Origin of the sequence: Nocardia kruczakiae NBRC 101016, from assembly GCF_001612965.1 — a bacterium.
Taxonomy (GTDB): domain Bacteria; phylum Actinomycetota; class Actinomycetes; order Mycobacteriales; family Mycobacteriaceae; genus Nocardia; species Nocardia kruczakiae.
The window spans coordinates 58,100-81,492 of sequence record NZ_BDBL01000005.1 but is presented as its reverse complement, the minus strand read 5'-3'; the positions used below and the strand labels follow the sequence as shown (position 1 = coordinate 81,492).

At 70.2% G+C, this 23,393-nt stretch carries 16 protein-coding genes; 5 read left to right on the top strand and 11 right to left on the bottom strand.

The window, feature by feature from the left end; genetic code table 11:
• Positions 1–3 precede the first annotated feature (3 nt).
• Positions 4–2,979, top strand: coding sequence for a type II toxin-antitoxin system Rv0910 family toxin (locus NK1_RS04940; protein ID WP_063007383.1), 2,976 nt, complete (start codon positions 4–6; stop codon positions 2,977–2,979).
• Positions 2,980–3,029: 50 nt separating this feature from the next.
• Here the strand turns inward: NK1_RS04940 and NK1_RS04935 are convergent, their stop codons facing one another.
• Positions 3,030–3,683 (bottom strand): enoyl-CoA hydratase-related protein, encoded by a 654-nt coding sequence (locus NK1_RS04935; protein WP_063007382.1) that lies wholly within the window; start codon positions 3,681–3,683, stop codon positions 3,030–3,032.
• 42 nt (positions 3,684–3,725) lie between these two features.
• Entirely contained in the window at positions 3,726–4,346 is a 621-nt protein-coding gene (locus NK1_RS04930) for a TetR/AcrR family transcriptional regulator (protein ID WP_063007530.1), read from the bottom strand.
• A gap of 340 nt (positions 4,347–4,686) precedes the next feature.
• Between NK1_RS04930 and NK1_RS04925 the strand changes: the two genes are divergently transcribed.
• A complete protein-coding gene (locus NK1_RS04925) occupies positions 4,687–5,526 on the top strand; it encodes a patatin-like phospholipase family protein (RefSeq protein WP_063905907.1) in 840 nt (279 codons plus the stop codon).
• 48 nt (positions 5,527–5,574) lie between these two features.
• On the opposite strand, the gene NK1_RS04920 is transcribed toward NK1_RS04925, so the two are convergent.
• The 3 genes from NK1_RS04920 to NK1_RS04910 all read right to left on the bottom strand — a co-directional run bounded on the left by NK1_RS04920 (position 5,575) and on the right by NK1_RS04910 (position 13,196).
• The gene (locus tag NK1_RS04920; RefSeq protein ID WP_063007380.1) at positions 5,575–6,933 is read right to left on the bottom strand and encodes a M1 family metallopeptidase; all 1,359 of its coding nucleotides are present in this window, start codon (positions 6,931–6,933) and stop codon (positions 5,575–5,577) included.
• A 13-nt stretch (positions 6,934–6,946) separates the two neighbouring features.
• Positions 6,947–10,927 carry a Pls/PosA family non-ribosomal peptide synthetase gene (locus tag NK1_RS04915; RefSeq protein WP_084460618.1) on the bottom strand — a complete coding sequence of 1,327 codons (3,981 nt, stop codon included), beginning with the start codon at positions 10,925–10,927 and terminating at the stop codon, positions 6,947–6,949.
• A 397-nt stretch (positions 10,928–11,324) separates the two neighbouring features.
• Positions 11,325–13,196: an APC family permease gene (locus NK1_RS04910; RefSeq protein ID WP_245660362.1), complete on the bottom strand. Its 1,872-nt coding sequence runs from the start codon at positions 13,194–13,196 to the stop codon at positions 11,325–11,327.
• 522 nt (positions 13,197–13,718) lie between these two features.
• On the opposite strand from NK1_RS04910, the gene NK1_RS04905 reads away from it, so the two are divergent.
• Both NK1_RS04905 and NK1_RS04900 read left to right on the top strand, forming a co-directional pair.
• On the top strand, positions 13,719–14,981 hold the full coding sequence (locus NK1_RS04905; RefSeq protein ID WP_084460617.1) for an MFS transporter: 1,263 nt from the start codon (positions 13,719–13,721) through the stop codon (positions 14,979–14,981).
• 97 nt (positions 14,982–15,078) lie between these two features.
• Positions 15,079–16,779 (top strand): serine/threonine-protein kinase, encoded by a 1,701-nt coding sequence (locus NK1_RS04900; RefSeq protein WP_063007378.1) that lies wholly within the window; start codon positions 15,079–15,081, stop codon positions 16,777–16,779.
• Positions 16,780–16,815: 36 nt separating this feature from the next.
• Here NK1_RS04900 and NK1_RS04895 read toward each other — a convergent pair whose 3' ends face one another.
• From NK1_RS04895 to NK1_RS04880, 4 genes are all read right to left on the bottom strand, one after another.
• Complete coding sequence (locus tag NK1_RS04895) at positions 16,816–17,811, bottom strand: SMP-30/gluconolactonase/LRE family protein (protein ID WP_245660351.1); 996 nt, start codon at positions 17,809–17,811, stop codon at positions 16,816–16,818.
• Between the two features lie 35 nt (positions 17,812–17,846).
• Positions 17,847–19,589: a DUF3556 domain-containing protein gene (locus NK1_RS04890; RefSeq protein WP_063007376.1), complete on the bottom strand. Its 1,743-nt coding sequence runs from the start codon at positions 19,587–19,589 to the stop codon at positions 17,847–17,849.
• Positions 19,590–19,619: 30 nt separating this feature from the next.
• Positions 19,620–21,143 (bottom strand): acetyl-CoA acetyltransferase, encoded by a 1,524-nt coding sequence (locus NK1_RS04885; protein ID WP_063007375.1) that lies wholly within the window; start codon positions 21,141–21,143, stop codon positions 19,620–19,622.
• A gap of 91 nt (positions 21,144–21,234) precedes the next feature.
• The gene (locus NK1_RS04880) at positions 21,235–22,104 is read right to left on the bottom strand and encodes a class II glutamine amidotransferase (RefSeq protein ID WP_063007527.1); all 870 of its coding nucleotides are present in this window, start codon (positions 22,102–22,104) and stop codon (positions 21,235–21,237) included.
• A gap of 240 nt (positions 22,105–22,344) precedes the next feature.
• Here NK1_RS04880 and NK1_RS04875 point away from each other — a divergent pair, with 240 nt between their 5' ends.
• Positions 22,345–22,584: a hypothetical protein gene (locus NK1_RS04875; RefSeq protein WP_063007526.1), complete on the top strand. Its 240-nt coding sequence runs from the start codon at positions 22,345–22,347 to the stop codon at positions 22,582–22,584.
• A 6-nt stretch (positions 22,585–22,590) separates the two neighbouring features.
• On the opposite strand, the gene NK1_RS04870 is transcribed toward NK1_RS04875, so the two are convergent.
• On the bottom strand, positions 22,591–22,842 hold the full coding sequence (locus NK1_RS04870) for a hypothetical protein (protein WP_063007374.1): 252 nt from the start codon (positions 22,840–22,842) through the stop codon (positions 22,591–22,593).
• 45 nt (positions 22,843–22,887) lie between these two features.
• Complete coding sequence (locus tag NK1_RS04865) at positions 22,888–23,334, bottom strand: GreA/GreB family elongation factor (RefSeq protein WP_063007525.1); 447 nt, start codon at positions 23,332–23,334, stop codon at positions 22,888–22,890.
• Between the last annotated feature and the right edge of the window lie 59 nt (positions 23,335–23,393).

Here is a 23,393-nt window from a genome sequence, read left to right as displayed (position 1 = left end):
TCGGTGTCGCCATTGCCGGGATCGGATCGAATCCGCGCCGCACGCACCAAGCTCGAGGCGGGAAATGCCCTGTTCGCGGCGGTGCGCAAGGATCCGCGCATCGCCCGTGACCTGATCACCGGTCTGATCGGCGCCGCCCGATCACAGTCCGCCCCCGAGGCCGCCCACGCCGAAGAGGCGGACGGTTACCTCACGCCCGCCGGGGTGAGCGACTACGCCAAGTCCGCGCATGCCCGCCGCAGCATCGCCGTGGCACCCGAGACGGTGGCCGCCTATCTGTCGGATCTGAGCCGGCTGGCCGACTGGTTCACCCTGCACGCCGGCTGGCGCGGCCAAGCGCCCGGCGCCGTCCGGGAGGGCCTGACGTTCACGCAGCAGGCGCTGGTGATGGGCATCCCTGCCGAGTTGCGGTGGACTGTCGTCGAGGCCGGTGAGCGCGGTTTCGCGCTGGCCGGGGAGGGGCCGCAGGGGGTGCGGCTGGGATATTGGCTGACCGTCGCCGGTTCCGGTGACCAGGCGACGGTGTATTTCGATGCCGGGCTGGGCGGCCCGCCGGTCGAGGGCCCGCTGGGCGCGTCGGTGGCCCGCAGCCTCGGCGAGGCGATGGAGCAGTCCCTGGCCCGGCTGCCGGAAGCGATCGCCGCGGCCGGCCCGGTGAAAAAGCGTGCGGCGCAGCCCATCCGGCACCGTGCCTCGGGCACCGAGATCGATCCGCGCACCCCCGTGCTGGTGGGCGTCGGGCAGATCACCCAGCGCACACCGGATTCCGGCTACGGCGATCCGGCCGCGCTCGCGGTGACCGCGTTGCGGCGCGCCGCGGCCGACAGCGGCGCCGGGGAGGACCTGCTGCGCCGCGCGGACGCGGTGTTCGCGGTGGCGTGCACGTCATGGCAGTACCGCGATATGGGCGCGGTGGTCGCGCAGCGATTGGGTGTGGCCGGTATCGACACCGCACAGTCGAGTCCCTTCGGCGGCGACGGCGGTCAGCTGGTGATCAACGAGGCCGCGGCGGCGATCGCGGCCGGCGACTACGACATGGTCCTGATCACCGGCGCGGAGGCCGGAGCGACGCAGGCCGCCGCGCAGCGCGCCGGTGTCGAGCTGTCCTGGCCGCAGCAGGGACCCGAGGTCGCGCCGACCCGTTCGATCGGTATCGACAAACCGGCCAACAATCCCGCCGAGACGGCGGCGGGACTGATCGCGCCGATCAATATGTACGCCCTGCTGGAGTCGGCGAACCGGCATCGGCTCGGCCGCAGTCCCGGCGATCACGCCAAGGCGGTGGCCGAACTCTGGTCGCGGCTGTCGGCGGTGGCGGCGCGCAACGAATACGCCTGGCAGCCAGAGGAATTCGATGCCGATCGGATCGCCACCCCCGGCCCGGACAATCGCATGGTTTCCACGCCCTACACCAAGCTGGAATGCGCGAATCTGACCGTCGATATGGCCAGCGGGATCGTGATGTGCAGCGCCGAGGCCGCGCAGGAGGCCGGAATAGCGCAGGACAAGTGGATCTTCATCCACGCCGGCGCGTCCGGTCACGACGAGTGGTTCACCAGTGAACGCGCCGAGCTGGCCGCCTCGCCGGCGATCGCGACGCTGGGCCGGGCGGTGCTCGAACACAGCGGTATCGGTGTCGACGCGCTGACCCATGTGGATCTCTACGCGTGTTTCCCGGTGGCGGTGCAGATCGCCGCGCGCGAACTGGGACTGGCGATCGACGATCCGGCACGTCCGCTGTCGGTGACCGGCGGCCTGACCTTCGGTGGCGGTCCGGGCAACAACTACGGCGGCCACGCGGTGGCGACGATGGTCGCGCGGTTGCGCGCGGAACCGGGCACCTTCGGTCTGGCGAGTTCGCTGGGCTGGTATGTCACCAAACACGCCCTGGGCGTGTATTCGTCGCTGCCGCCCGCCCAGCCCTACCGGCATCTGCGCCCGATCATCGAGAATCCGCCGGCGCGTCCGGCCCGCGGCACCCACGACGGTCCGGCGGTGGTGGAGGCCTACACCGTCGCCTATGCCCGCGACGGGCAGCCCGAAGCCGCGATCGTGAGCCTGATCGAACCCGGGGGCGGCCGAATCCTGCTGCGCAACACCGATGCCGAGCTGATCGGGGAAATGGTCGACGGCGATCTGCTGGGCCTGCCGGTGACGGTATCCGGCCACGAGATCAGCGTCGAGGGCCGCGAACGGGTGGAATTGCCGGCCCCGCCCGCACCGCCGGTGCTGGTGGAGCGGCGCGGCCCGATCACGATCATCACGCTGAACCGCCCGCAGGTGCGCAATGCCGTGAATCTGGCCACCGCCCTCGGACTGGAACGGGCCCTGGACGCCTACGAGGCCGATCCGTCGGCGCAGGTCGCGATCATCACCGGCGCGGGTGGATATTTCTGCGCCGGAATGGATCTCAAGGCCGCCTCGCGCGGTGAGACACCGATGACCGAGAAGCGCGGCCCGCTCGGTATCACCGCGAAACCGCCGGTGAAGCCGTTGATCGCGGCGGTGGAGGGGCCCGCCCTGGCCGGCGGCTGCGAGCTGGCGCTGGCCGCGGATCTGGTGGTGGCGGCCCAGGATTCGACGTTCGGGATCCCGGAGGTCAAACGCGGGCTGGTGGCCGTCGGCGGTGGCGTGTTGCGGCTGGCGCAGCGGTTGCCGCGGGCGGTGGCGATGGAGCTGGCGCTGACCGGTGATCCGATCTCCGCCGACCGCGCGGCGGCGCTGGGGCTGGTCAATCAGGTGACCGAACCGGGCAAGGCGCTCGACGCCGCGCTGGAGTTGGCGCAGCGGATCGCGGTCAACGCGCCGTTGAGTCTGGCGGCGAGCAAACGCATCGTCGATGAATCACCGGACTGGTCCACCGATGTCGCGTTCACCCGCCAGCTAGAGGTGTCGGGCAGTGCGCTGTCGTCGGAGGATGCGGCCGAGGGTGTGCTGGCGTTCGCGCAGAAGCGCACGCCGGAGTGGAAGGGCCGCTGAGCAGCGCCGCGCGTACGGCCGCAACCCGGCACCGGTTGCGGCCGTGACATTCACGCGGTGAGAGCGGTGTAGGCGTTCGCGTAGAACACGGACTTGATCGAGCCCAGAGTGCCTTGATCCTTGGCGCCGAGCGGAGCCAGGAGCGCGGTGGCGGTGTCGATCTCCGTGCCGGCGGCGGCGGTGGCGTCGACGAGGCCGTGTTCGTGTGCTTCGAGCCCGCCGAATCGGCGGCCGGTGAGTACGGCGGCAGTGACGGCCTCGGCCGACAGCTTCGCTTGGACGAGCGCGGCCAGCGCCGGGGTGAACGGCACATGGATGTCGACCTCGGGGAAGCAGAAGTAGCCGCGATCGGCGCGCATGACGCGCTGGTCGTGCGCGAGGGCGAGCATGGCGCCGGCGCCGAAGGCGTGGCCGGGCAGGGCCGCCACACTCGGTACCGGCAGCGTCAGCACGCGCGCCAGCAGCCCCTGCACCTGCTCGACATACCACGGGGCGCGGTCGCCGTTGGCGCTCAACCAATCCAGGTCGAGCCCGTTGGAGTAGAACTTGCCGCTCGCGGTGGTGATCAATCCGGTGGCGCCGTCGGCGAGCACGGTGTCGAGGTGAGCGTCCACGGCGGCGAGGAATTCGGGTGAGAAACGGTTCTCCTCCGCGCCGAGGTCGAGGACGGCGACGCTGTCACGGTAGGAGAGGGTGGGCGACATCGGGTCTCCTTCGGTTTTCGGTGATGGCCGGTGTTTTCGCGGTCAGCGTTTCGGTGGTGGCCCGGCGGTGACGGCGGCCCGGACGGCCGCCCGCAATCGCATGCGGGTGTCGGGGTCGGCGAGGCGGTCGCGCGACAGCAGCAGCGCGGTGGGCAGATCGACGATGCAGGCGGTGACCACCTCGACGGCGCGCCGGTCCTCGCGGTGCCACAGGTGCGCCGACAGCCTCCGCATCACCGCGACGAGCCCGCGGTGTTGTGCGCGCACCTCGGCGGCCACACTCTCGGGCAGCTCCGCGCCCAGGACCTCGTCGTGGCGCAGCACCGACACCAGGCGCGAGGAGGCCGGATACCGTTCGGCGAACTCCGCGGGCGCCTCGGCCGCACGCACGACCGCCTGCACGGCGGCATCGCCGCCGGGACCATCGGCCAGCGCCGCGTCGACGAGTTCGTTCTGCACGTCCAGGAACCGGCGCGCGGCGCGAATCCACATGCGCGCCACCAGTTCCGCGCGCGAGCCGAAACTGTGATAGATCGCCCCGTTCGACATTCCGCTGGCAGCCGCGACCGCGCGGATGGTCACCGCCGGCACACCGGCGGCCACGGCGAGCGCTTCGGCATGGTCGAGAACGACATCGAGATCGTGAATGCGAGGGCGGGGCACGACCTCACCGTAACAGAGCAACTGCTCTATTACTTGGTGGTGTGCGCCACACGACCGACGCCGAGTACCCACAGCCCGCCCACGAGCACCGTCACGTCCATCGCGGTCAACCGGGTTCGATCGCCGGGGCAGTCCCGCCGGGGGCATGGCATCGACCCGGCACACCGGCGGCACGAACCGGCGTCCGGACAGCCCTTCGGCCACACCGGCCGTGGACGAGCCGCCCGGCGCGTGTCTTCACCGCTCGGGCCGATCGCGTCCGCGCATCGGCCGCCGGCATCGCGGTCCGTAATGGTCCGAGGCGCTGCGTGGCGGCGAGCTCGCCGGTAGTGTCGCGCTCATGTGTGCTGCACCTTCGCCCGACCGATTCCGCACCGCATTGGTACTGGGCGGTGGCGGCCCCGTCGGGATCGCGTGGATGGCAGGGGTGATGGTCGGATTGCGTTCGGCCGGGCTCGATCCCGCGCGCGCGGACCGGATCGTGGGCACCTCGGCGGGTTCGGTGGTCGGGGCGGTGCTCGCGGCGGGCGGCGATCTGGAACACCTGGGGGCCACCCGCGCGCCCGGCGGTGAATCGTTCGCGCCGGATCCGCGGCGGCTCGCCGAAATCTTCTCGCTGCGGACCTCGGGCGGCGACGCGCGCGAAATCCGCCGCCGCATGGGCGAATTGGCGCTTGCCGCCGAGGCCGGAGATCCCGGCGACCATGTCGAGCGGATCGCCCGGCTGGCCGGTGTCACCGAATGGCCGGATGCCGACCTGCGTGTCACCACCATCGACATCGGCACCGGCGAACTGCAGGTGTGGACCCGCGACACGGCGGCGACGTTGCCGCAGGCGCTGGCCGCGAGTACCTCGGTGCCGGGCGTCTTCCCGCCGATCCCGATCGGCGAATCCCGCTATTTCGACGGCGGCGTGCGCTCGGCCCTCAACGCCGACCTGGCCGCCGGCGCGGAGAACGTGGTGATCATGGAACCGCTCGCGCACATGTTCCCCCGCACCCGCGCCGACAGCGCACACGGCGCGGCGACCGAGATCTCGCTCGCCCCCGACGCCGACGCGGTGGCGGTGTTCGGCTTCGACGTGTTCAACCCGGCCGCGTTGACTCCCGCCTACGAGGCCGGGCTGCGCCAATCAGCGGATGCGGCAAAGCAATTGGCGAATGTCGGATTCGATGCCTGAGACCGGCGCCTGAAACCGACACCTCGTGCCGGGGCCTCGGATATCGGCTCAGCTGCCGACCGCGCCCAGCCCGTGCTGCGGGAGTTCGGGCAGCGCGGTGCGGTAGAGCCAGCTGTCCCACAGCTCGCGCAGGGGTGCGGGGCTGTAGTGGCCGGCGAGGTCGGTGAAGTCCTCGGCGGCGACGGTGCCGTAGCGGTGCCGGGCGGTCCAGTCGCGCAGCAGGGTGAAGAAGGCGTCGTCGCCGAGGCGCAGGCGCAGCGCGTGCAGGGTGAGGGCGCCGCGTTTGTAGACCCGGTCATCGAACATCGATGCCGGTCCGGGGTCGCCGATCACGAGGTCCTGCGGGGTCCGGGCGAGGTTCTGGCGGGCGGCGCGGGCCAGCTGGTCGGCGCTGGGTCCGCCGCCGGCCTGGGACCAGATCCACTCGGCGTAGCAGGCGAACCCCTCGTGCAGCCAGATGTCGCGCCACTGCCGCACGGTGAGGCTGTTGCCGAACCACTGGTGGGCCAGTTCGTGCGCGATGAGCCGTTCCGCGCCGCGCTGCCCGTCGCAGTGGTTGGCGCCGAAGATCGACAATCCCTGTGCCTCGATGGGGATTTCGAGGTCGTCGTCGGTGACGACCACGGTGTAGCCGTGGAACGGGTAGGGCCCGAACCGGCGCTCGAATTCGGCCATCATCTGTGGTTGCCGGGCGAAGTCGTGGTCGAAGGCGGTGCGCAGCCGCTGCGGCAGCACCGCGGTCATCGGCACCTTCGTGGCACGACCGGCGTCGATGCGGTGCGACCGGTAGGGCCCGATCTGGATGGTGGCCAGGTAGGAGGCCATCGGCTCGGACTGCTCGTACACCCAGGTGGTCTGGCTGGATTTGGTGGTGCGGGCGGTGAGCACGCCGTTGGCGAGCGCGTGGTACGGGGAGTCGGTGGTGATCGAAATCCGGTAGCTCGCCTTGGAACTGGGGTGATCGTCGCACGGGAACCAGGACGCCGCGCCGTTGGGCTGGCTCGCCACGAGCACGCCGTCGGTGAGTTCCTCCCAGCCGACCTCACCCCACGGTCCGCGCACCGGTTTCGGGGTGCCGCCGTAGTGCACCACGATCGACAGTGCCGCTCCCGCGGGGACCTGCCGGGCGGGTGTGATCGTCAGCTTCCCGCGGGTGTGGGTGTATTTGGCGGGTTTGGCGCCGTCGACGAAAACCTTTGCGACACTGAGGGTCTGCGACAGATCCAGCGCGAATCGCGGCTGTACCGCGGTGGTCACCGCCGTGATGGTGGCCCGCCCGGTCAGCCGGTTGGCGGCGACCTTGTACCCCAGATCCAGTTCGTAGCGCGAGACCCGGTAGCCGCGGTTGCCGTTCTGCGGCAGATAGTCGTCGATCGGCGCCTCGGCGCCACCTCTACCCAGCTTCATCGACGACCTGCCTTCACTTGCCGCGCCGGGTGTCCGGCCACGGCGCAATCGGATTGCCCTGCCACCGGGTCGACGGCGGGACGGTGTCCCCGCGCATCACCAGCGACGCCGGGCCCACGGTCGCACCGGCGCCGATGCGGGCCGCCGGCAGTGCCACACAGTGCGGGCCGAGGGTGGCACCGGCGTCGAGGGTCACGCTGTCCATGGACATGATCCGATCATGGAACAGATGGGTTTGCACGACACAGCCGCGTTCCACGGTCGCCCCGTCGCCGAGGCTGACCAGATCGGCCTCGGGCAGCCAGTACGATTCGCACCACACTCCGCGCCCGATGCGCGCGCCGAGCCCGCGCAGCCAGATGTTCATCACCGCCGTGCCGGTGGCCGCGCGCGCGAACCACGGCGCGGCAACGGTTTCCACGAACGCGTCGCACACCTCGTTGCGCCACACGAACGAACTCCACAGCGGATGTTCCACCCGCTGGATGCGGCCGACGATCAGCCATTTCGCCGCCACCGCGCACGCCCCGGCGACCGCACCGGCGATCAGCAGCACCACACCGGAACACAGTGCGGCCAGCCAGTAACCGGGCCCGGATGCCAGCCACGCCAGCGTGAACAGCACCCCCAGGCCGATGCCGAAGCTGAGGATCACCGGCACGAGCCGGCAGGTCTCCACCAGTGCGCGGGCCAGTTTGAGTTTCAACGGCGGGTCGAAGGTGCGGGCGGTGTCGGAATCGCCGGCGGTGCGGCGCAACCGCACCGGCGGGCTGCCCAGCCACGACGAACCGGCTTTCGCCTTCTCCGGAGCCGCCGACAACACCGCCACCAAACCGTTCTTGGGCACCCGCCGTCCGGGCGCGGTCATCCCGGAGTTACCCAGAAAGGCCCGCTTTCCCACCTTGGCGCCGCCGATGTGCATCCAGCCGCCGCCGAGTTCGTAACCGGCGATCATGGTGTCGTCGGCGAGGAACGCCCCGTCGGCGACCTTGGTGAATTTCGGCAGCAGCAGCACCGTCGACGCCTCGACGCCCTTGCCGACGTCGGCGCCGAGCAGCCGCAGCCACAGCGGAGTGAGCAGACTGGCATACAGCGGGAACAGGAAGGTGCGCGCGGAGTCGGTGAGCCGTTCGGTCGCCCAGGCCTGCCAGCCGACGCGGCTGCGCACCGGATGGTAGCCCGCGGTCAATCCGATCGAGAGCACCCGGATCGCGACGACGGTCACGGCGGCGAAGACGGCGAGCACGATCAGCGCGGCGACCGGCAGCATCAGCATCGCGTGCGCCAGTGCCCCGGTCAGGGTGGTTTCGTCGCGGATCCACCAGGCCAGCAGCAGTCCGCCCGCGGCGAGGGCGATCACCGGCAGCGCCGACAGCAGCATCGAGGTCACCCCGAAGGCGAGCACCCAGTGCGCCGCGCGCGGCGGTGTGGTGGCGGGCCAGCGATGTTCGGCGGGGCCGACTTTCACCGCGGGCGATCCGGCCCAGCTCTGTCCGGCCTTCACCTTCCCGAACACGGCCGAACCGGGTTCGATGACGGCGTTCTTGCCGATCACCGCGCCGGGCATCACCGTGGAGCGGGAACCGACGACCGCACCGGGGCCGATGCGGATCTCCCCGATGTACACGAGGTCGCCGTCGATCCAGTATCCGGCCAGGTCCACTTCCGGTTCGACGCTGCACCCGTCGCCGAGTTCGAGCATTCCGGTGACCGGCGGCAGCGTGTGCAGGTCGACACCGTGTCCGATGCGTGCCCCGAGCGCGCGGGCGAACGGCACCATCCACGGTGCGCCGGACAGATTTTCCGCGCCCGCCGCCTCGGCCAGCCGCACCGCCGTCCACAGGCGCAGATGGACCGAGCCGCCGCGCGGGTAGCTGCCGGGGCGCACGCCGCGCAGCAGCAGCCGGGCGCCGGCCACGCAGATCGCCATCCGGCCGGGCGGTGAGATGAACAGCACGAATCCGGCCAGCGCCCACCACCACGACAGTCCCGGCATCCACGGCAGCGCGCCGAAGCGGGAGGCGATGTTGGTGACCACGCCGAGCCAGGTCAGCCATTGCAGGCCGGTGAGGGTGGTCAGCGGCACCGAGGCCAGCACCTGGATCCATTGCGCGCGTCGCGGTGTCGGGGCGACGTGGCGGGTGGGTGCCTGTTCGGATGGTGCGGCGGCGTCGATGAATTCGGCCAGCGCGCCCAGGCGCGGATGGTCGTAGAGGTCGGCGACGGTGATCTGCGGCAGTCGTTCGCGCAGCGCGGTGACCAGTTGCGCCGCCGACAGCGAACCGCCACCGAGGTCGAAGAAGTCCGAATCCAGGCCGTCGATGTCGGCGCCGAGCACCGAATGCCACAGTCCCGCAAGCCAATACGCGGTGCCGTCCAGTCCCGCGCCGGGTTCGCCGTCGGCGCCCGGCAGTGGCCACGGCAGCGCGTCACGGTCGACCTTTCCCGATGTGCGCGTGGGCAATTCGTCGAGGACGGCCAGGCGGGGCACGAGGGCGGCGGGCAGTCGTTCGGCGAGCAGTTCCCGCGCGCGCGGCAGATCGATGTCGTCGTCGCCGGTGGACAGGTAGCCGATGAGGATCGGGGTGCCGGTGGCGGTGGTGCGCACGGCGGCCGCGGCGGCGGTGACGCCGGGCAGATGTTGCAGCGCGGCGTCGAGTTCACCGAGTTCGATCCGCCGTCCGCCGACTTTGACCTGGTCGTCGGCGCGGCCGAGGAAGATCAGCCCGGCGGGGTCGTTGCGCACCATATCGCCGGAGCGGTAGGCGCGCTGCCACCCGAGGGTAGGCATCGGCGCGTATTTCTCGGCGTCCTTGGCCGGGTCGAGGTAGCGGGCGAGTCCGACGCCGCCGATGACCAGTTCACCGGATTCCCCTTCGGCGACCGGCGTGCCGTCGGTGTCGACGACGGCCAGATCCCAGCCGTCCAACGGTAATCCGATGCGCACCGGCGCGGTGCCGGTGAGCTGCGCCGCGCACGCCACCACGGTGGCCTCGGTGGGCCCGTAGGTGTTCCACACCTCGCGGTCGTCGGTGCCGGCGAGCCGTTCGGCCAGTTCCGGGGGGACCGCTTCGCCGCCGAAGATCAGCAGCCGCACCGCGTCGAGCGCCTCGGGTGGCCACATGGCGGCCAGGGTGGGCACGGTGGACACGATGCTGATCTCACGGCGCACCAGCCACGGCCCCAGATCCATCCCGCTGCGCACCAGCGCGCGCGGCGCCGGAACCAGGCATGCGCCGTGCCGCCACGCCAGCCACATCTCCTCACAGGAGGCGTCGAAGGCCACCGACAGTCCGGCCAGCACCCGGTCGCCGGGCCCGATCGGCTCCCGCTGCAGGAACATTCGCGCTTCGGCGTCGACGAAGGCGGCGGCGTTGCGGTGGGTGACCGCGACACCTTTGGGGGTTCCGGTGGAGCCGGAGGTGAAGATGATCCAGGCGTCGTCGTCGACGGTGGGGCCGGTCGCGTCGGGATCGGCTGCCACCCGGTCGTCGTCGCCGCGCGGGGCGGTGCCTTCCGGCGCGGCGGCTGTGTCGTCTCGGCGCGTGGCGGTGATGCCTTCGGCGGTGACGACCGCGGCGACCGCGGCCTCGCCGAAGACCAGGTCGGCACGTTCCTCCGGGTCGTCGGCATCGACGGGCACGTAGGCGGCCCCGGCGTGCAGGACGGCGAGGATGGTCACATACAGCCGCGCGGTGCCCGACGGGATCCGCACGCCGACCCGGTCGCCGCGACGGATACCCGCCGCCCGCAGCTCGGCCACCGACGCGTCGATCGCCGCGAGCAACTCCTGGTACGTCAGCACCTCGGTGCCGTCGTCGACGGCATCGGCGTCGGGGTGTGCGTGTGCTGTTTCGGCGAGGATGTCGACCAGTGTCCGGGGCTGTGCCGCCGCAGCCCCGCGCAGCAGCGGCGAGACCGGGGCGTGCGCCGTGCGCTGCTCGTCGTCCGGGTCGCCGGCCTCCGGGGCCGACTGCCCGTCGGTGCCCGTCACCGTCGGGCCGGAGGGGCTGATATCTGCGCCGGTTCGGGAGTCGGTCAGGGCTTCGGGGGGCTCACCATTCGTGTCGCTGCCCGAGGGCGCGGTGGGCGGCGCATCGGTAGCGCCCGCACCCGACTGCGAACCGACGATCACGTTTCTGCCTGCCTCTCCCGTTCCGGCTATCGGACGTCCGGTTGTCTCACACTGGGGTTACCGTTGCGCAAACACCAGCTGTCCGGTTCACGCGCGTCCGGGCCGGCGCAGCCCCCGGCAGTCGCACCGTCGGCCCGCCCTATTGTCCCAACACAACCGCGCGTTCGCTCCCGCGGGGGCGACAGGCGTGTTCGCCCGCGATATGCCAGGAACCCCGGTGGCGGCGAACCACCCCGTGTGCCGGGGTGGGGCAAGGTCAGCTGTCGACGTGGACGTGCGGGCGCTGATTGGGGTCGGCGACGGCGCGGCGCAGGATCTCCCGGGTTACCGGCGCCACCTCGCCCTCACCGACGAACAGGAATTTCAGCAGGTTGAGCAGCGGATTGCCTTCGGTCCATTCGAAATACACGTGCGGGTTCATGCCGGTGCGGTCGCGGATGGCGAGCAGGATCGCGGCGATCGAGTTGGGCACGGCGGCGGCTTCGACGGAAAGAATCTTGTAGCAATCGATTTCGACCGCGCCGACGTGCAGGTCGGTGGAGAATTCCGAGGCGTCCTTGATGATCACCTCGAGGAACAGGATCGGCTCCTTGGCGGGGATGTGGCTCTCGATCCGCTGTTCGGCTTCCTTCTGCCGGTAGTCGTCGGCCCGGCGCGCGTCCGCGTCGTCGACGTCGTGAGTGACGATGCGGATGGTGCCCGAGGCGGCGATCTTGTCGATCAGCCAGGCGGCCTTGTCGTCGAAGTCGACCTCGATGGCTCGTAGTTCGAAGGCGCGCCGCGCCCGTGAGACGAACGACACCACGATGATGGCGATGATGAACAGCGAGGCCAGTTGCACGCCCTCGGGGCGTTCCACGATATTGGCGATGGTGGTGTAGACGAACACGGCCGCCACGACGCCGAATCCGAAAGCTTTGCCGCGCTGATGTTTCCGCGCCGCGGACAGGGTGACGGCGACGGCGGCGGAGGTGATCAGCACCAGCACGCCGGTGGCGTAGGCGCCGCCCTGGGCGTCGACGTCGGCGTCGAAGTACCAGGTGATGCCGAAGGCGATCACCGCGAACACCAGCACCAGCGGCCGGGTGGCGCGCGCCCATTCCGGCGCCATGCCGTAGCGGGGCAGATAGCGCGGCACGAGGTTGAGCAGTCCGGCCATGGCCGAGGCGCCGGCGAACCACAGGATGGCGATGGTGGAGATGTCGTAGACGGTGCCGAAGCCGTTGCCCAGGTATTGGTGGGCCAGATAGGCGAGTGCGCGGCCGTTGGCGGATCCGCCGGATTCGAATTCGCGTTCCGGGATCAGCACCACGGTGATGAAGCTGGTGACGAGCAGGAATGCGCTCATGATCAGCGCGGCGGTGGTCAGCAGTGTGCGCGCGCCGAGGATGCGGCGTTCCGGGTGCTCCTCGGTGTCGTCGGGCCCGCCCTTGATCTGCGGCATCACCGCCACTCCGGTTTCGAATCCCGACAGTCCGAGCGCGAGTTTGGGGAACACGAGCAGCGAGATGCCCACCATCGCGAAAACGCTGCCGTGCTGGGCGGTCATGGCGTGGCCCCAGTCCACGACCAGGTGCGAGGCGGTGGCGACCTTCCACACGCCGACGACCGCGACGACCAGATTCAAGGCCAGATAGACCCCGACCAGCCCGATCGCGATCCGGATCGCCTCGGCGAATCCCTTGAGGAAGATCGCCGCCAAAAGCGCCAGCAGGGTGAGGGTGATCGCCAGGCCGTGCCCGCGCAGCGCGTGCGGCACGAACGGGTTCTCGACGATGTGGGCCGCGCCGTCGGCCGCCGACAGCGTCATCGTGATCACGAAGTCGGTGGCGGCGAATCCGAGCAGGACCAGGATGAACAGTTTGCCGGTCCAACGGGGCAGGATATCGGCGAACATGGCCAGCGACCCGCCGCCGTGCGGGGATTCGCGGGCCACCCGCCGATACACCGGCAGCGCACCCAGCAACGTCAGCGCGACCAGGACCAGCGTCGCCAGCGGGGACAGCACACCGGCGGCCAGGGCGGCGATGCCGGGCTGATAGCCGAGAGTGGAGAAGTAGTCGACGCCGGTCAGGCACATCACCTGCCACCACGACCGTTGGTGCTGTTCTTCGGCCTGCTTCACCATCGGGCCGGGATGGTGGGAGTAGCGGTCCTCGTCGGCGCCCTGCAGCAACCAATCCGTCAAAGCCGAACGCGGTCGTCCGGTGGCGGTGGCGGTCACGTGGTCCCCCTCGGGAGCATCTGTCCGGGCATCCCGGAGTCCAGCGATATCCGGGTCAATGTACGTGGGCCGCCACCGGAATCGCGCGGACCCGATGCGCTGCCCCGCAGCGCAAAACGACAAATCAGACACCATATCCGGCAAATCCGGCGCGGTACCGGCCGGTGACTCCGGTTCACCGGCCGCGCGTTGCGCTGTGAGCGGAGTCACCCACCCCGATATCATCGCAGGTGGATCCCACCGCTCGAGCCGGCCGCGCCGCCGGCGCCCGGTTTGCCGGACCGCCCACCGGGTACCCGTGTACTTCGTGTCCCTCGTCGCAGTTTCGCGTCCGGGCGCGCAGCAACCGAAAACAGGTGAGGAGTAGCGCGCGTGAGCACCAGCCTGCCGCACGCCCAGCAACGACGTTCGGTGGCCGCCGCGGCCATGGGTAACGCCACCGAGTGGTACGACTACGGCGTCTACGCGGCCACGGCTTCCTATCTGACCGACGCGTTCTTCCCCGGTTCGCTGGGCACCCTGGGCACACTGCTCGGTTTCGCGATCTCGTTCGTGCTGCGCCCGATCGGCGGCATGGTGTGGGGTCCGCTCGGCGACCGGGTGGGCCGCAAAGTCGTGCTGGCGACCACGATCCTGCTGATGGCCGCGGCCACGGGCTGCATCGGCATCCTGCCCACCCATTCGGCGGTGGGTATCGCCGCGCCGATTCTGCTGATCCTGTTGCGCGTCGTGCAGGGTTTCTCGACCGGCGGCGAATACGGTGGCGCGGCCACCTATATCGCGGAATCGACCGATGAGCGCCGCCGCGGATTCCTCGGCAGCTTCCTCGAATTCGGCACGCTGTCCGGATTCGTCGGTGGCTCCACGGTGGTACTGATCCTGCAGGTTCTGCTCTCCGATAGCGCGATGGAATCGTGGGGCTGGCGCATCCCGTTCCTGCTGGCGGTGCCGCTGGGCCTGATCGGGTGGTATCTGCGCAGCAAGCTCGACGAATCGCCGGTGTTCACCGAGGTCGCCGAGCATCAGAAGGCCCAGGGCGGGTTGCGGATTCTGCTGCGCGACTACCGCCGCGAACTGCTGACCATCGCCGGGCTGGTGGTCGCGCTCAACGTCGTCAACTACACGCTGCTGGCGTATCAGCCGACCTATCTGCACAACACCTTGGGTATGGGCGATTCCGAGACCACGGCGATGGTGCTGATCGGTCAGATCGTGATGGCGCTGGTGCTGCCGATCTCGGGTGCGATCTCCGACCGGGTGGGCCGGCGGCCGATGTGGCTGGTGTCGCTGGTGGGGCTGGCGCTGCTGGCGATCCCCATGTACTGGCTGATGGGTCAGGGCGCGGCGTGGGCGATCGTCGGCTTCGTCGTGCTCGGCCTGCTGTATGTTCCGCAGCTGTCGACGATTTCGGCGACGTTCCCGGCGATCTTCCCGACGCAGGTGCGGTACGCGGGATTCGCGTTGGGCTACAACATCTCCACCGCCGCGTTCGGTGGTACCGCGCCGCTGATCAACGAGTCGGTCATCGATGCCACCGGCTGGCATCTGTTCCCCGCCTATTACATGGTCGGGGCGTGCCTGGTGGGTCTGGTGGCGTGGTTCTTCCTGCGGGAGACCGCAGGGGTTTCGCTGGCCGGTACCGAGGTTCCCGACGCCGCCGACGAGGAACCGGTTCCGCAGCCGACCTGAGCCACCCGAGCTACGGCTTGCGGCGGATGCCGCGCTCGTGTGTGATCGAGCGAGCCCGCATGCGGCAGGCACGGCCGGGAAGGAACGACGAGCCCAGATGCTCCCATTGGAGTCCGGTGATCCGGCGACCATCGGCCCGTACCGTCTGCTCGGGGTGCTCGGCGCCGGGGGGATGGGCCGGGTCTATCTGGGCCGCAACGCCGGTGGCCGCACCGTCGCGGTGAAGGTGGTACGCCCGGATCTGTCCGATGATCCCGAGTTCCGCACCCGATTCCGGCGGGAGGTGGCCGCCGCGCGCCGGGTGACGGGTGCGCACGCGGTCCCGGTTCTGGATGCCGATGTGGAGGCGCAGCGGCCGTGGCTGGCGACCGGGTATGTGGCGGGGTTGTCGTTGCGTGAGGCCGTGGACTCGTTCGGGCCGCTGCCGGAATCGGCGCTGGTGCCGCTGGCGGCGGGTTTGGCGCGGGCGCTGGCCGATGTGCACGCGGCCGGAGTGGTGCACCGCGACCTGAAGCCGTCCAACGTGCTGCTGACCCTCGACGGTCCGCGGCTGATCGATTTCGGCATCGCCCGCGCCGTCGACGACGATTCGCTCACCACGACCGGCAAGGTGATCGGTTCGCCGGGATATATGGCGCCGGAACATATTTCGGGCGATGCGCCGGTGGGGCCGGCGGTCGATGTGTTCGCGCTCGGCGGAGTACTGGTGTATGCCGCCAGCGGCAGCGGGCCCTTCGGTTCGGGTGATTCGATACCGATGCTGTGGCGGGTGATGCAGGAACCGGCTCGGCTCGACGGCCTTCCGGCGGCATTGCGTCCGATCGCGGGGGCATGTCTGGACAAACAGCCCGGTAATCGCCCGACGCCCGCCGATATCGAAAGACAGTGCGCGGCTCTGGGTGACGCCCGCTCGGGGTGGTTGCCGGGACCGATCCTGGAGGCGATCAGCCGGCAGGCGGTGATGCTGCTGGGTCTGGATTCCGGCCCGGCGCCGCACATTCCGTCACCGCACATTCCGTCACCGCCGGCCGGGACGCCCGAACTTCCCTCGACGCTGATCGGATCGGCGGGCCGGACCGGTGCCGGGCGTCCGCACACGCCCGTTGCGCCGAGCGAGGCTTCCCAGCCGACCGTTCGGCGATCACGTCCGGGCGAGACGGGCCGGCCCTCACCCGATATGCCGGGTCGACCCATGAACACCGGCATGCCCGGGCAGTCGGGTTCATGGCCCGGTGCGCCGTCGCCACCGCCCGTGCGGCGCCGGGTGGTCGTGATCGGATGCGTGGCGGTGCTGTTGGTGGCCGCGGCGGTGATCAGTGCCACGCTCGCCTTCCGCAGCGCGTCGTCGGACGGTCCGGGATCGGCAGCCGGCACCGAAACCTCGGTCGAGACCGGCGTTTTCGAGGAGACGTCGACGGCGGAGGCGACGGCCGAGACGACGGCCGCGGCGAGCGAGTTGTCGGCGCTGCCCGCCGATTACGCGGGCACGTGGAAGGGCACCGCGACCGACGGGCTGGCCACCTACGACATCGTCGTCACCCTGCGCGCGGGCGCGGTGGGCACGGAACTGGGCAGTGCGAGCAATACCGGCCGGACCAGTGGTGTCACTTGCCGGCGCGCCGAAACCCTCACCTCGGCGAGCGAGTCGGTGATCACGCTGCGCGCCCGCTTGGTGTCGGGGCCGACCTGTATGGACGACGGCCAATCCTCCACCCTGACGCTGAACCCGGATCGCACCGTCGCCTATTCGATGACCGGTCCGATCGGCGCCATCACCGGGACACTGGGACGCCAGTAAAAAAGTTGCAGCGCATCGGCTTTCGCCACACTCGCCTCACGAGGGCAGGCGCACCACCGCGATCGCCGGTTCGCTGAGGCTGCCCAGGTACAGGGTGCCGCCAGATTCGGCGACGCCGGTGACCATCGCGTACCGGTCGGCTTCGCGTTGCAGGTCGTGGACGAGGGCGCCGTCGAAGTCGTAGGCCTGCACCCAGACGGTGCGGGCAGGTTTCGGCTGCAGTGCGGGCGGGATGGCGCGCACGATGTGGCGCAGCACGCCGGGTAGCGGAAGCAGCCTGTCCAGGATGGGGTTTCGCGGTGTGACGAGCGCGACCCAGATGTGGCCGTCGCTGCCGAGCCCGAGATTGTCGGGGCAGCCGGGGAGGTTTTCCACGAGGTAGTCGGTGTGGCCGGCGCGGGGTCCGGTGAGGTGGTGGCGGGCGATGCGGTAGCCGCCGGTTTCGGCGACCAGCACGCAGGAGCGGTCGGGGGCCAGCACGATGCCGTTGGCGAATTGCAGTCCGTCGACGAGTGTTTCGACCTCGCCGCCGGGGGTGCGGCGCAACAGCCGGCCGGTGCCGGAGTGTTCGAGGATGTCGCCCATGTAGTCGTCGAGCGGGTAGCGGCGGGTGGATTCGGAGAAGTACACGGTGCCGTCGGTGTCGGCGACGACGTTGCTGGCGAAGTTCAGCGGCACGCCGTCGACCTGGTCGCAGAGGGTTTCCAGGGTGCCGTGCGGGCGGTCCAGGCGCAGCAGTCCGCGCTCGGCGTCGCAGATCAGCAGCGATCCGTCGGCCTCGGCGTGCAGGCCCAGGGGGCGGCCGCCGGTGTGGGCGATCTGCTCGACCGCGCCGGTGGCCGGGTCGACGGCGAGGACGGCGCCGTCGGCGATGCCGGTGAGGATCCGCCCGTCGGGGGCGAGTACCACGTCCTCGGGACCGGCGCCGGGCAGGTCGAGCAGCCGCAGCTCGGGCATGGGCGGTTCGCTGTGCGGGGCGCGGGCCCGGGCGGGCGCCGGCGGGGGAGTCCAACGGGTCGGCTGGAAAGACATGACTCACCATACCCACGCCCGGGCTCGCGCTGGTGTCAGGCGGGCACGGTCGGGCCCGCGGTGCTGGTGACGTGGACGGGCAGGTTGTCGGCCCACGGCTGGCTTTCGACCATGTCGGCGACTCGTACTGTGCCCCTTTCGAATTCGCCGGTGGCGGCGTCGACGAGGCGGTAGGCCTGCACCTGGGTGTGGATGGGCTGGGCGTCGAGCAGCACGATCCGGACTTCGCCGGGTTCGAAGCGGCAGCGCTGTTGCAGGGCGGCGATGAGTTGTTCGTTGTGCATGTGCCCGTCGCCGAAGTTCCAGCCGATGGCGGTGCTGCAGATGCGTTCGCCGTCGGTGATGGTGTATTCGTCTTCGCGGCCGGCGGGCATGGCGCGGTGCACGAGGGTGAACAGGGCGCGGCCGTGGGTGTTCATGGCGCGGAAGGCGTAGCCGAGATACAGCGGGATCTGGGCTCGGTCCTTGCCGTAGTAGCGCTCCATCTGCGCCTGCGGCATGCTGGCGATCGCGACGATGTTGCGGTCGATCTTCTGCGCCGCCGAGGGTTTGACGCACCACACCGTGGTGTCCCAGTTGCCGGCGTAGTAGCGCATACCGGGCAGGAACGAGATCTTCGAGGGCAGCAGGTTGCCGGTGATCACGATCGCGACGAGCACCGCGAACAGCAGCACCGGCAGCCACGGGTGTTCCGCGGCGGCGAAGCCGATGTCGGCGTGGGCGACGAACAGCACCCCGAGCCCGAAGATCATGAACACATTCCACTCGAGCGGCACGCCCATCGGGATGGCGGTGAGGATCGCCAGGTGGAAGCACAGCAGGATCACCGCGGCCACCGCGGTGGGCCAGCCGCCGTGGGAGAAGAACAGCACGATCGGCGCGCACATCTCCACCGCGGTGCCGCTGTGGGCGACCAACCGTGACAACCGTCCCGGGCGCAGGTCGTCGGGGAAGTCGGCGAAGAAGCGCCGCTTCAACCAGCGCGGGCGCACGATCGGGCTGTTGGACATCATGGTCGAGACCACGAACGGGAAGTGCCGGTTCAGTTTCGAGGTCGCCGCACCCATCCAGATGACGACGAAGACGAGTTCGGCGGCGAGGATCGCGTCGGCGCCGCCGAACAGGAACGCCACCGCGAGCGAGCCGTACACCTCGCCGCGCGCGGCCAGGAAGATCACCTTGTCGCGCAGTCCCAGCACCGCCAGCACGGTCACGACGAGGCCGACGTGCCAGGCCGGCAGGAGTCCGACATTCGTGTCGAGGGCGGGGATCGAGCCGGTGCCGTCGGACAGCAGCGCCCACAGCAGTACCGCCAGCAGCAGCGCGTAGAGCGCGGCGTCGACCGGGGTGCGCGTGGTGCCGCGGGTGAGCGGGACGACGCGCGGCCACGGTGGGAGCCGGATCGTGCCGGGCCGCAGCCAGTACAGGATCGATCCCATCGGCGGGAAGTAGCGGTTGTTGAGCGGGCCGAATCCGCAGCCGAGCCCGATCACTTCGAACAGCATCGTGTAGAGCACGACCTTTTCGAACACGATCGGTTCCGACCACCAGCTGCCGACATCTGTGAATCCGTCGATGCCGCTGGTGCTCAGCGCGAACAGCCAGCCGCCGAGGATGTAGAGGCAGATCTTGACCACATAGAACAGGTGCAGCACCACCGGTGTGCCGAAGCCGACCTCGGCCCAGTGCCGCGCCATGAGCCGGATGCGCTCACTGCGGTCGCTGCCCTGCCACTGCTGTTGATCGACGACCGGTAGTTCCGGCTGAACGAACCCCATCAATCTCTCCGTTCCCGCGTCCGCGGCCGGTCACCCCACCATGACCGCGGTGTTGCCCTTCTCGCTCGACGTGACGAGGATGTCGCGGCCGATCGGATCGTCCACCGCGGCAAGGCTTTCCGGCGCCATCAACGCCAGGAACCGGCTGTCGTCGGCGTGCAGGCGCCCGACGACCAGTCCGGTGCGCGGCTCGAATGCGTGGCGCACGGTGTAGGTTTCGATGCGCGCCGGCCCGTCGGCGCGCGCCCGGCTGGGCACCTGCGGGGCCGCCGCCACAGTGCGCTGCAACTGTGCGCTGCGGTCGGGCGCCCAGGGCGCCGGCGTGGTCGAATACACCCCGACCGAATATTTGCTCATGATGCCGCCGTTGGCACCCACCAGGCCGAAGGCGCCGGGCTGCTCCCGCATCCGGGCCACTGTTTCGGCGATCGCGTGCATGGAGTAGTTGTTGCCGGGGCCGCCGAAGAACGGTAATCCGCCGGTCACGGTGAGCCCGCGCGGGTCGTCGGTGGCCAGTCCGGTGCCGTCGCAGAAGTTGAACACCGCGACGGGGAAGCAGCTGTAGAGATCGATGGTGGTCAGGTCGTCGAGGCCGATTCCGGCCACCCGCAACGCTTCTCGCGCCGCCGTCCACGCGGTGGGTGCGGCGCCGAGGTCGGGGCGCGCGAGCAGGGTCTGTTCCTCGAGGTCGGCGTGGCCGCGCAGATACACCAGTTGGTCGTCGGGTACGCCGAGCTCGCGGGCTTTGCCCAGCGACATCACCACGGCCGCGGCGCCGAGGTTGACCAGATCGCGGGCCACCATCAGGCGCGGGTACGGATCGCAGATCATCCGGTTCGCCTCGGTGACGGCCGCCAGTTCCTCGGCGCTGCGCTCGACCGGCGCGGCGGCGAGCGGGTTCTTCGCGGCCACGGAGGTGAACGGCGCCAGCAGCTCTCCCATCTGCAGGCGATACTGCTGCGGTGTCGCGCCCACACGCGCGCGGCGGGCGTTCTCCAGCAGGCCGTACTGGGTGGGTGCGCCCATGACGGCGTGGGCGATGAGGTTGTCGTCGACGAACGATTCGTATCCGAAGCCGCGGTCCTCGAGCTGTCCGGGGGCGGTTTCGGTGAAGTCGGGTTTGTCGTCTCGTCCGGCGTAGTAGCGCTCGGTCGAGATCGCGTCCGACCCGGTGATCAGCACCGATTCCAGTCGCCCGGCGGCGATGTCGGCGGCGAATTCGGTGAGCAGATGTTGCGGGCCCTGCCCGCCGACCACCTCGAGCACGGCGCGGGCCGGATCGATGCCCAGTCGCCGCGCCACCGAGCGCGGGTAGTTGTCGGAGCGGCCCAGCGGGGCGCGCACCGGTGCCGAGATCTCGAACTGGCGCACCCCGGCGATGAGCTGGACGCTCGCGGCGGCCTCGGCGTAGCGGATGCCGGTGTCCTCGAGGGCGGCGCGGGCGGCCGCGGCGGCGAGGTCGGCCGACGACATCTGCCGGTACTCGGAGGTGTCGATGCGGTCGATCGACTGTCCGACGCCCACGACGACCGGCGTACGCGAATCCACCATCAGCGGACCCCGCCACTGCGTGCGGCCGTGCCGGCTCCCCGTCTCATGGGAGTGAATGTAACACGGGAAATAGAACCTGTTACAGACGTTTGTCTCAGGTGGTGGCTCGCTGCGAGGCCGCGGCGTGCTCGCCGAGATCGGCGAGGGTGAGCCGGTGCCGCGGCGCGTGGTCGACGACGGTGTGGCGGGTGGTCACCAGATCGGGGCCGACGTGCAGCAACCGGCCCACCGGCAGATCCCGCCAGCCGGGGTCGGCGTCCATGCGTTCGGTGGCGATCACCACGGCGGGATGGTCGGCGAGCGCGGATGAACGGGCGCGCAGGGGCCCGGTGCCGGCGTGGTCGAGATGTCTGCCGCCGCCGGGTCCGCCCGCGGCGCGTTCGAGGACGAACAGGTCGTGGGTGTCGGGGTAGCGCAGCGCCCACAGATCCTGCGCGGTGGTGAGTACGAAGTTCAGCGCGAACACCGGCAGGTTGTCCGCGATCCACCCGACCGCCGCGCTGATCCCGGCGACGACATCGCCGTCGTGTTCGTCGATGCATCGGGTGACGAGGGCGAAGACCCGCTCGGAATCGGTTTGCCCGGCGACCAGATCGCGGTAGTCACCGAGGGCGCGTTCGAGTTCCGGCAGGCCGCCGACGACGCCGTTGTGGGCGAACAGCCGCCCGTGTTGTTCGAACGGGTGGGTGTTGGCCGCGACGGTCGCCCCGGTGGAGGCGTAGCGCACGTGGGCGAGGAAGGTCGCCGATTCGCATTCCATGGCCTCGCGCACGAACTGCTCGTCCTCGTAGGCGGCGATGGGCTGTTTGCGCACCAGCGGTTCGCCGTCGGCTTCGAAGGTGCCCAGCCCGGTGCCGTCGGGTTCGCGGCGACTCTGGCGGGCCAGGCTGTCGGGGGCCTCCAGCAACCAGAACGTGGCGTGCACCCGCTGCGGTGCCGCGCTGAGCCCGAACAATCGGCACATCGATTCACCTTTCGCCGCACCGCGCGCGGACCACACGATCCGTGCTGGACGAAACCGCTTGTCGCGGTTGGATATTCAGTGAACGAGCTACGGGGAGCCGAACCGGTGAACGCGGCCCGGGCCGCCGAACCGACCCTACCCGGCCGCCGCGAAACGCGGGGCCCTTCGACCCTGGATCGGCGGTTGCCCGCGGTGCACTATGAGGTGATCGAACCGTGGCGGAGTCGGAAAGGGGTGCTCGTGGCGAGGAGACGGTGGAGCGAGCTGAACGAGCGGACGCGGCGGCTGATCGTGGCCGCGACCGTGGTGGAAGGGATCCTGAAACTGGTTGCGCTCATCGATATCGCGCGCCGGCCGGCCGACGAGATCCGAGGGTCGAAACTGCGATGGGCGACCGCGGTGACGCTGCTCAACTCGGCGGGTACGGTCCCGATCGCCTACTTCCTCGCCGGACGCCGGCAACCGGGCACACACTCCTGAGCCCGGTCACTGTTCGCCGCGATAGTCCTGGCATCGGCAGGGTTGCGTCGGCAGCGCGGCGCCGCGCTCGCGCGACACCAGGACCCCGGCGTCCACGGCGCTGCGGCAGTGGCCCGACACCGGGTCGTGCACGATATTGGAATGCCCGCAGTGCGAGCACAATCGGCGCGTCACCTTCCGCGGCACCAGGATCAGCAGCACCAGCGCCGAGAACGCGACGGTGACACCGACGAACCTGAGCAGATGTGGCCAATCCATTTCACGACCTCACTTTCCGGCCGAGTCCGCCGCGGCCGACCGCGATCAACGCCGTCGCTGGTGCATGCCGTAGGGGACCGCCTCGAGCAATGTCACGTTCACCGACGCCCCGCTGGGAATGCGGTACGAGCACACCTGCCCGGGCCGGGCGCCGGTGAGCGCGCTGCCCAGCGGTGACTCGGGCGAGTAGACCTCGAGCTCTGCGGTGTCGGCGCCGTCGCGCCGGCCCAGCAGGAACGTTTCGGTCTGCTCGTCGTCGAACCGGACGGTCAGCACCATCCCGGGTTCGGCGATGCCGTCGTCGGCGGGCGCCTGCCCGACCACGGCACGATCCAGCAACTCCTCCAACTCCAGGCGGCGCAACCGCCGCCCGGCCGCGGACTGCCCGTCCTCGTCGCCGGGGCCGTGGTGCGCCGCCCTCAACTCCAGCAATTCCCGCCGCAGCCGCTCGTACGCGTGCTGCGTCAACCAGACGCTTTCGGTTCCCGTCATCTCATTCTCTTCGTCCACTGCCGACAACACCCGGCCCCCCGGACGACACCACATCCGCC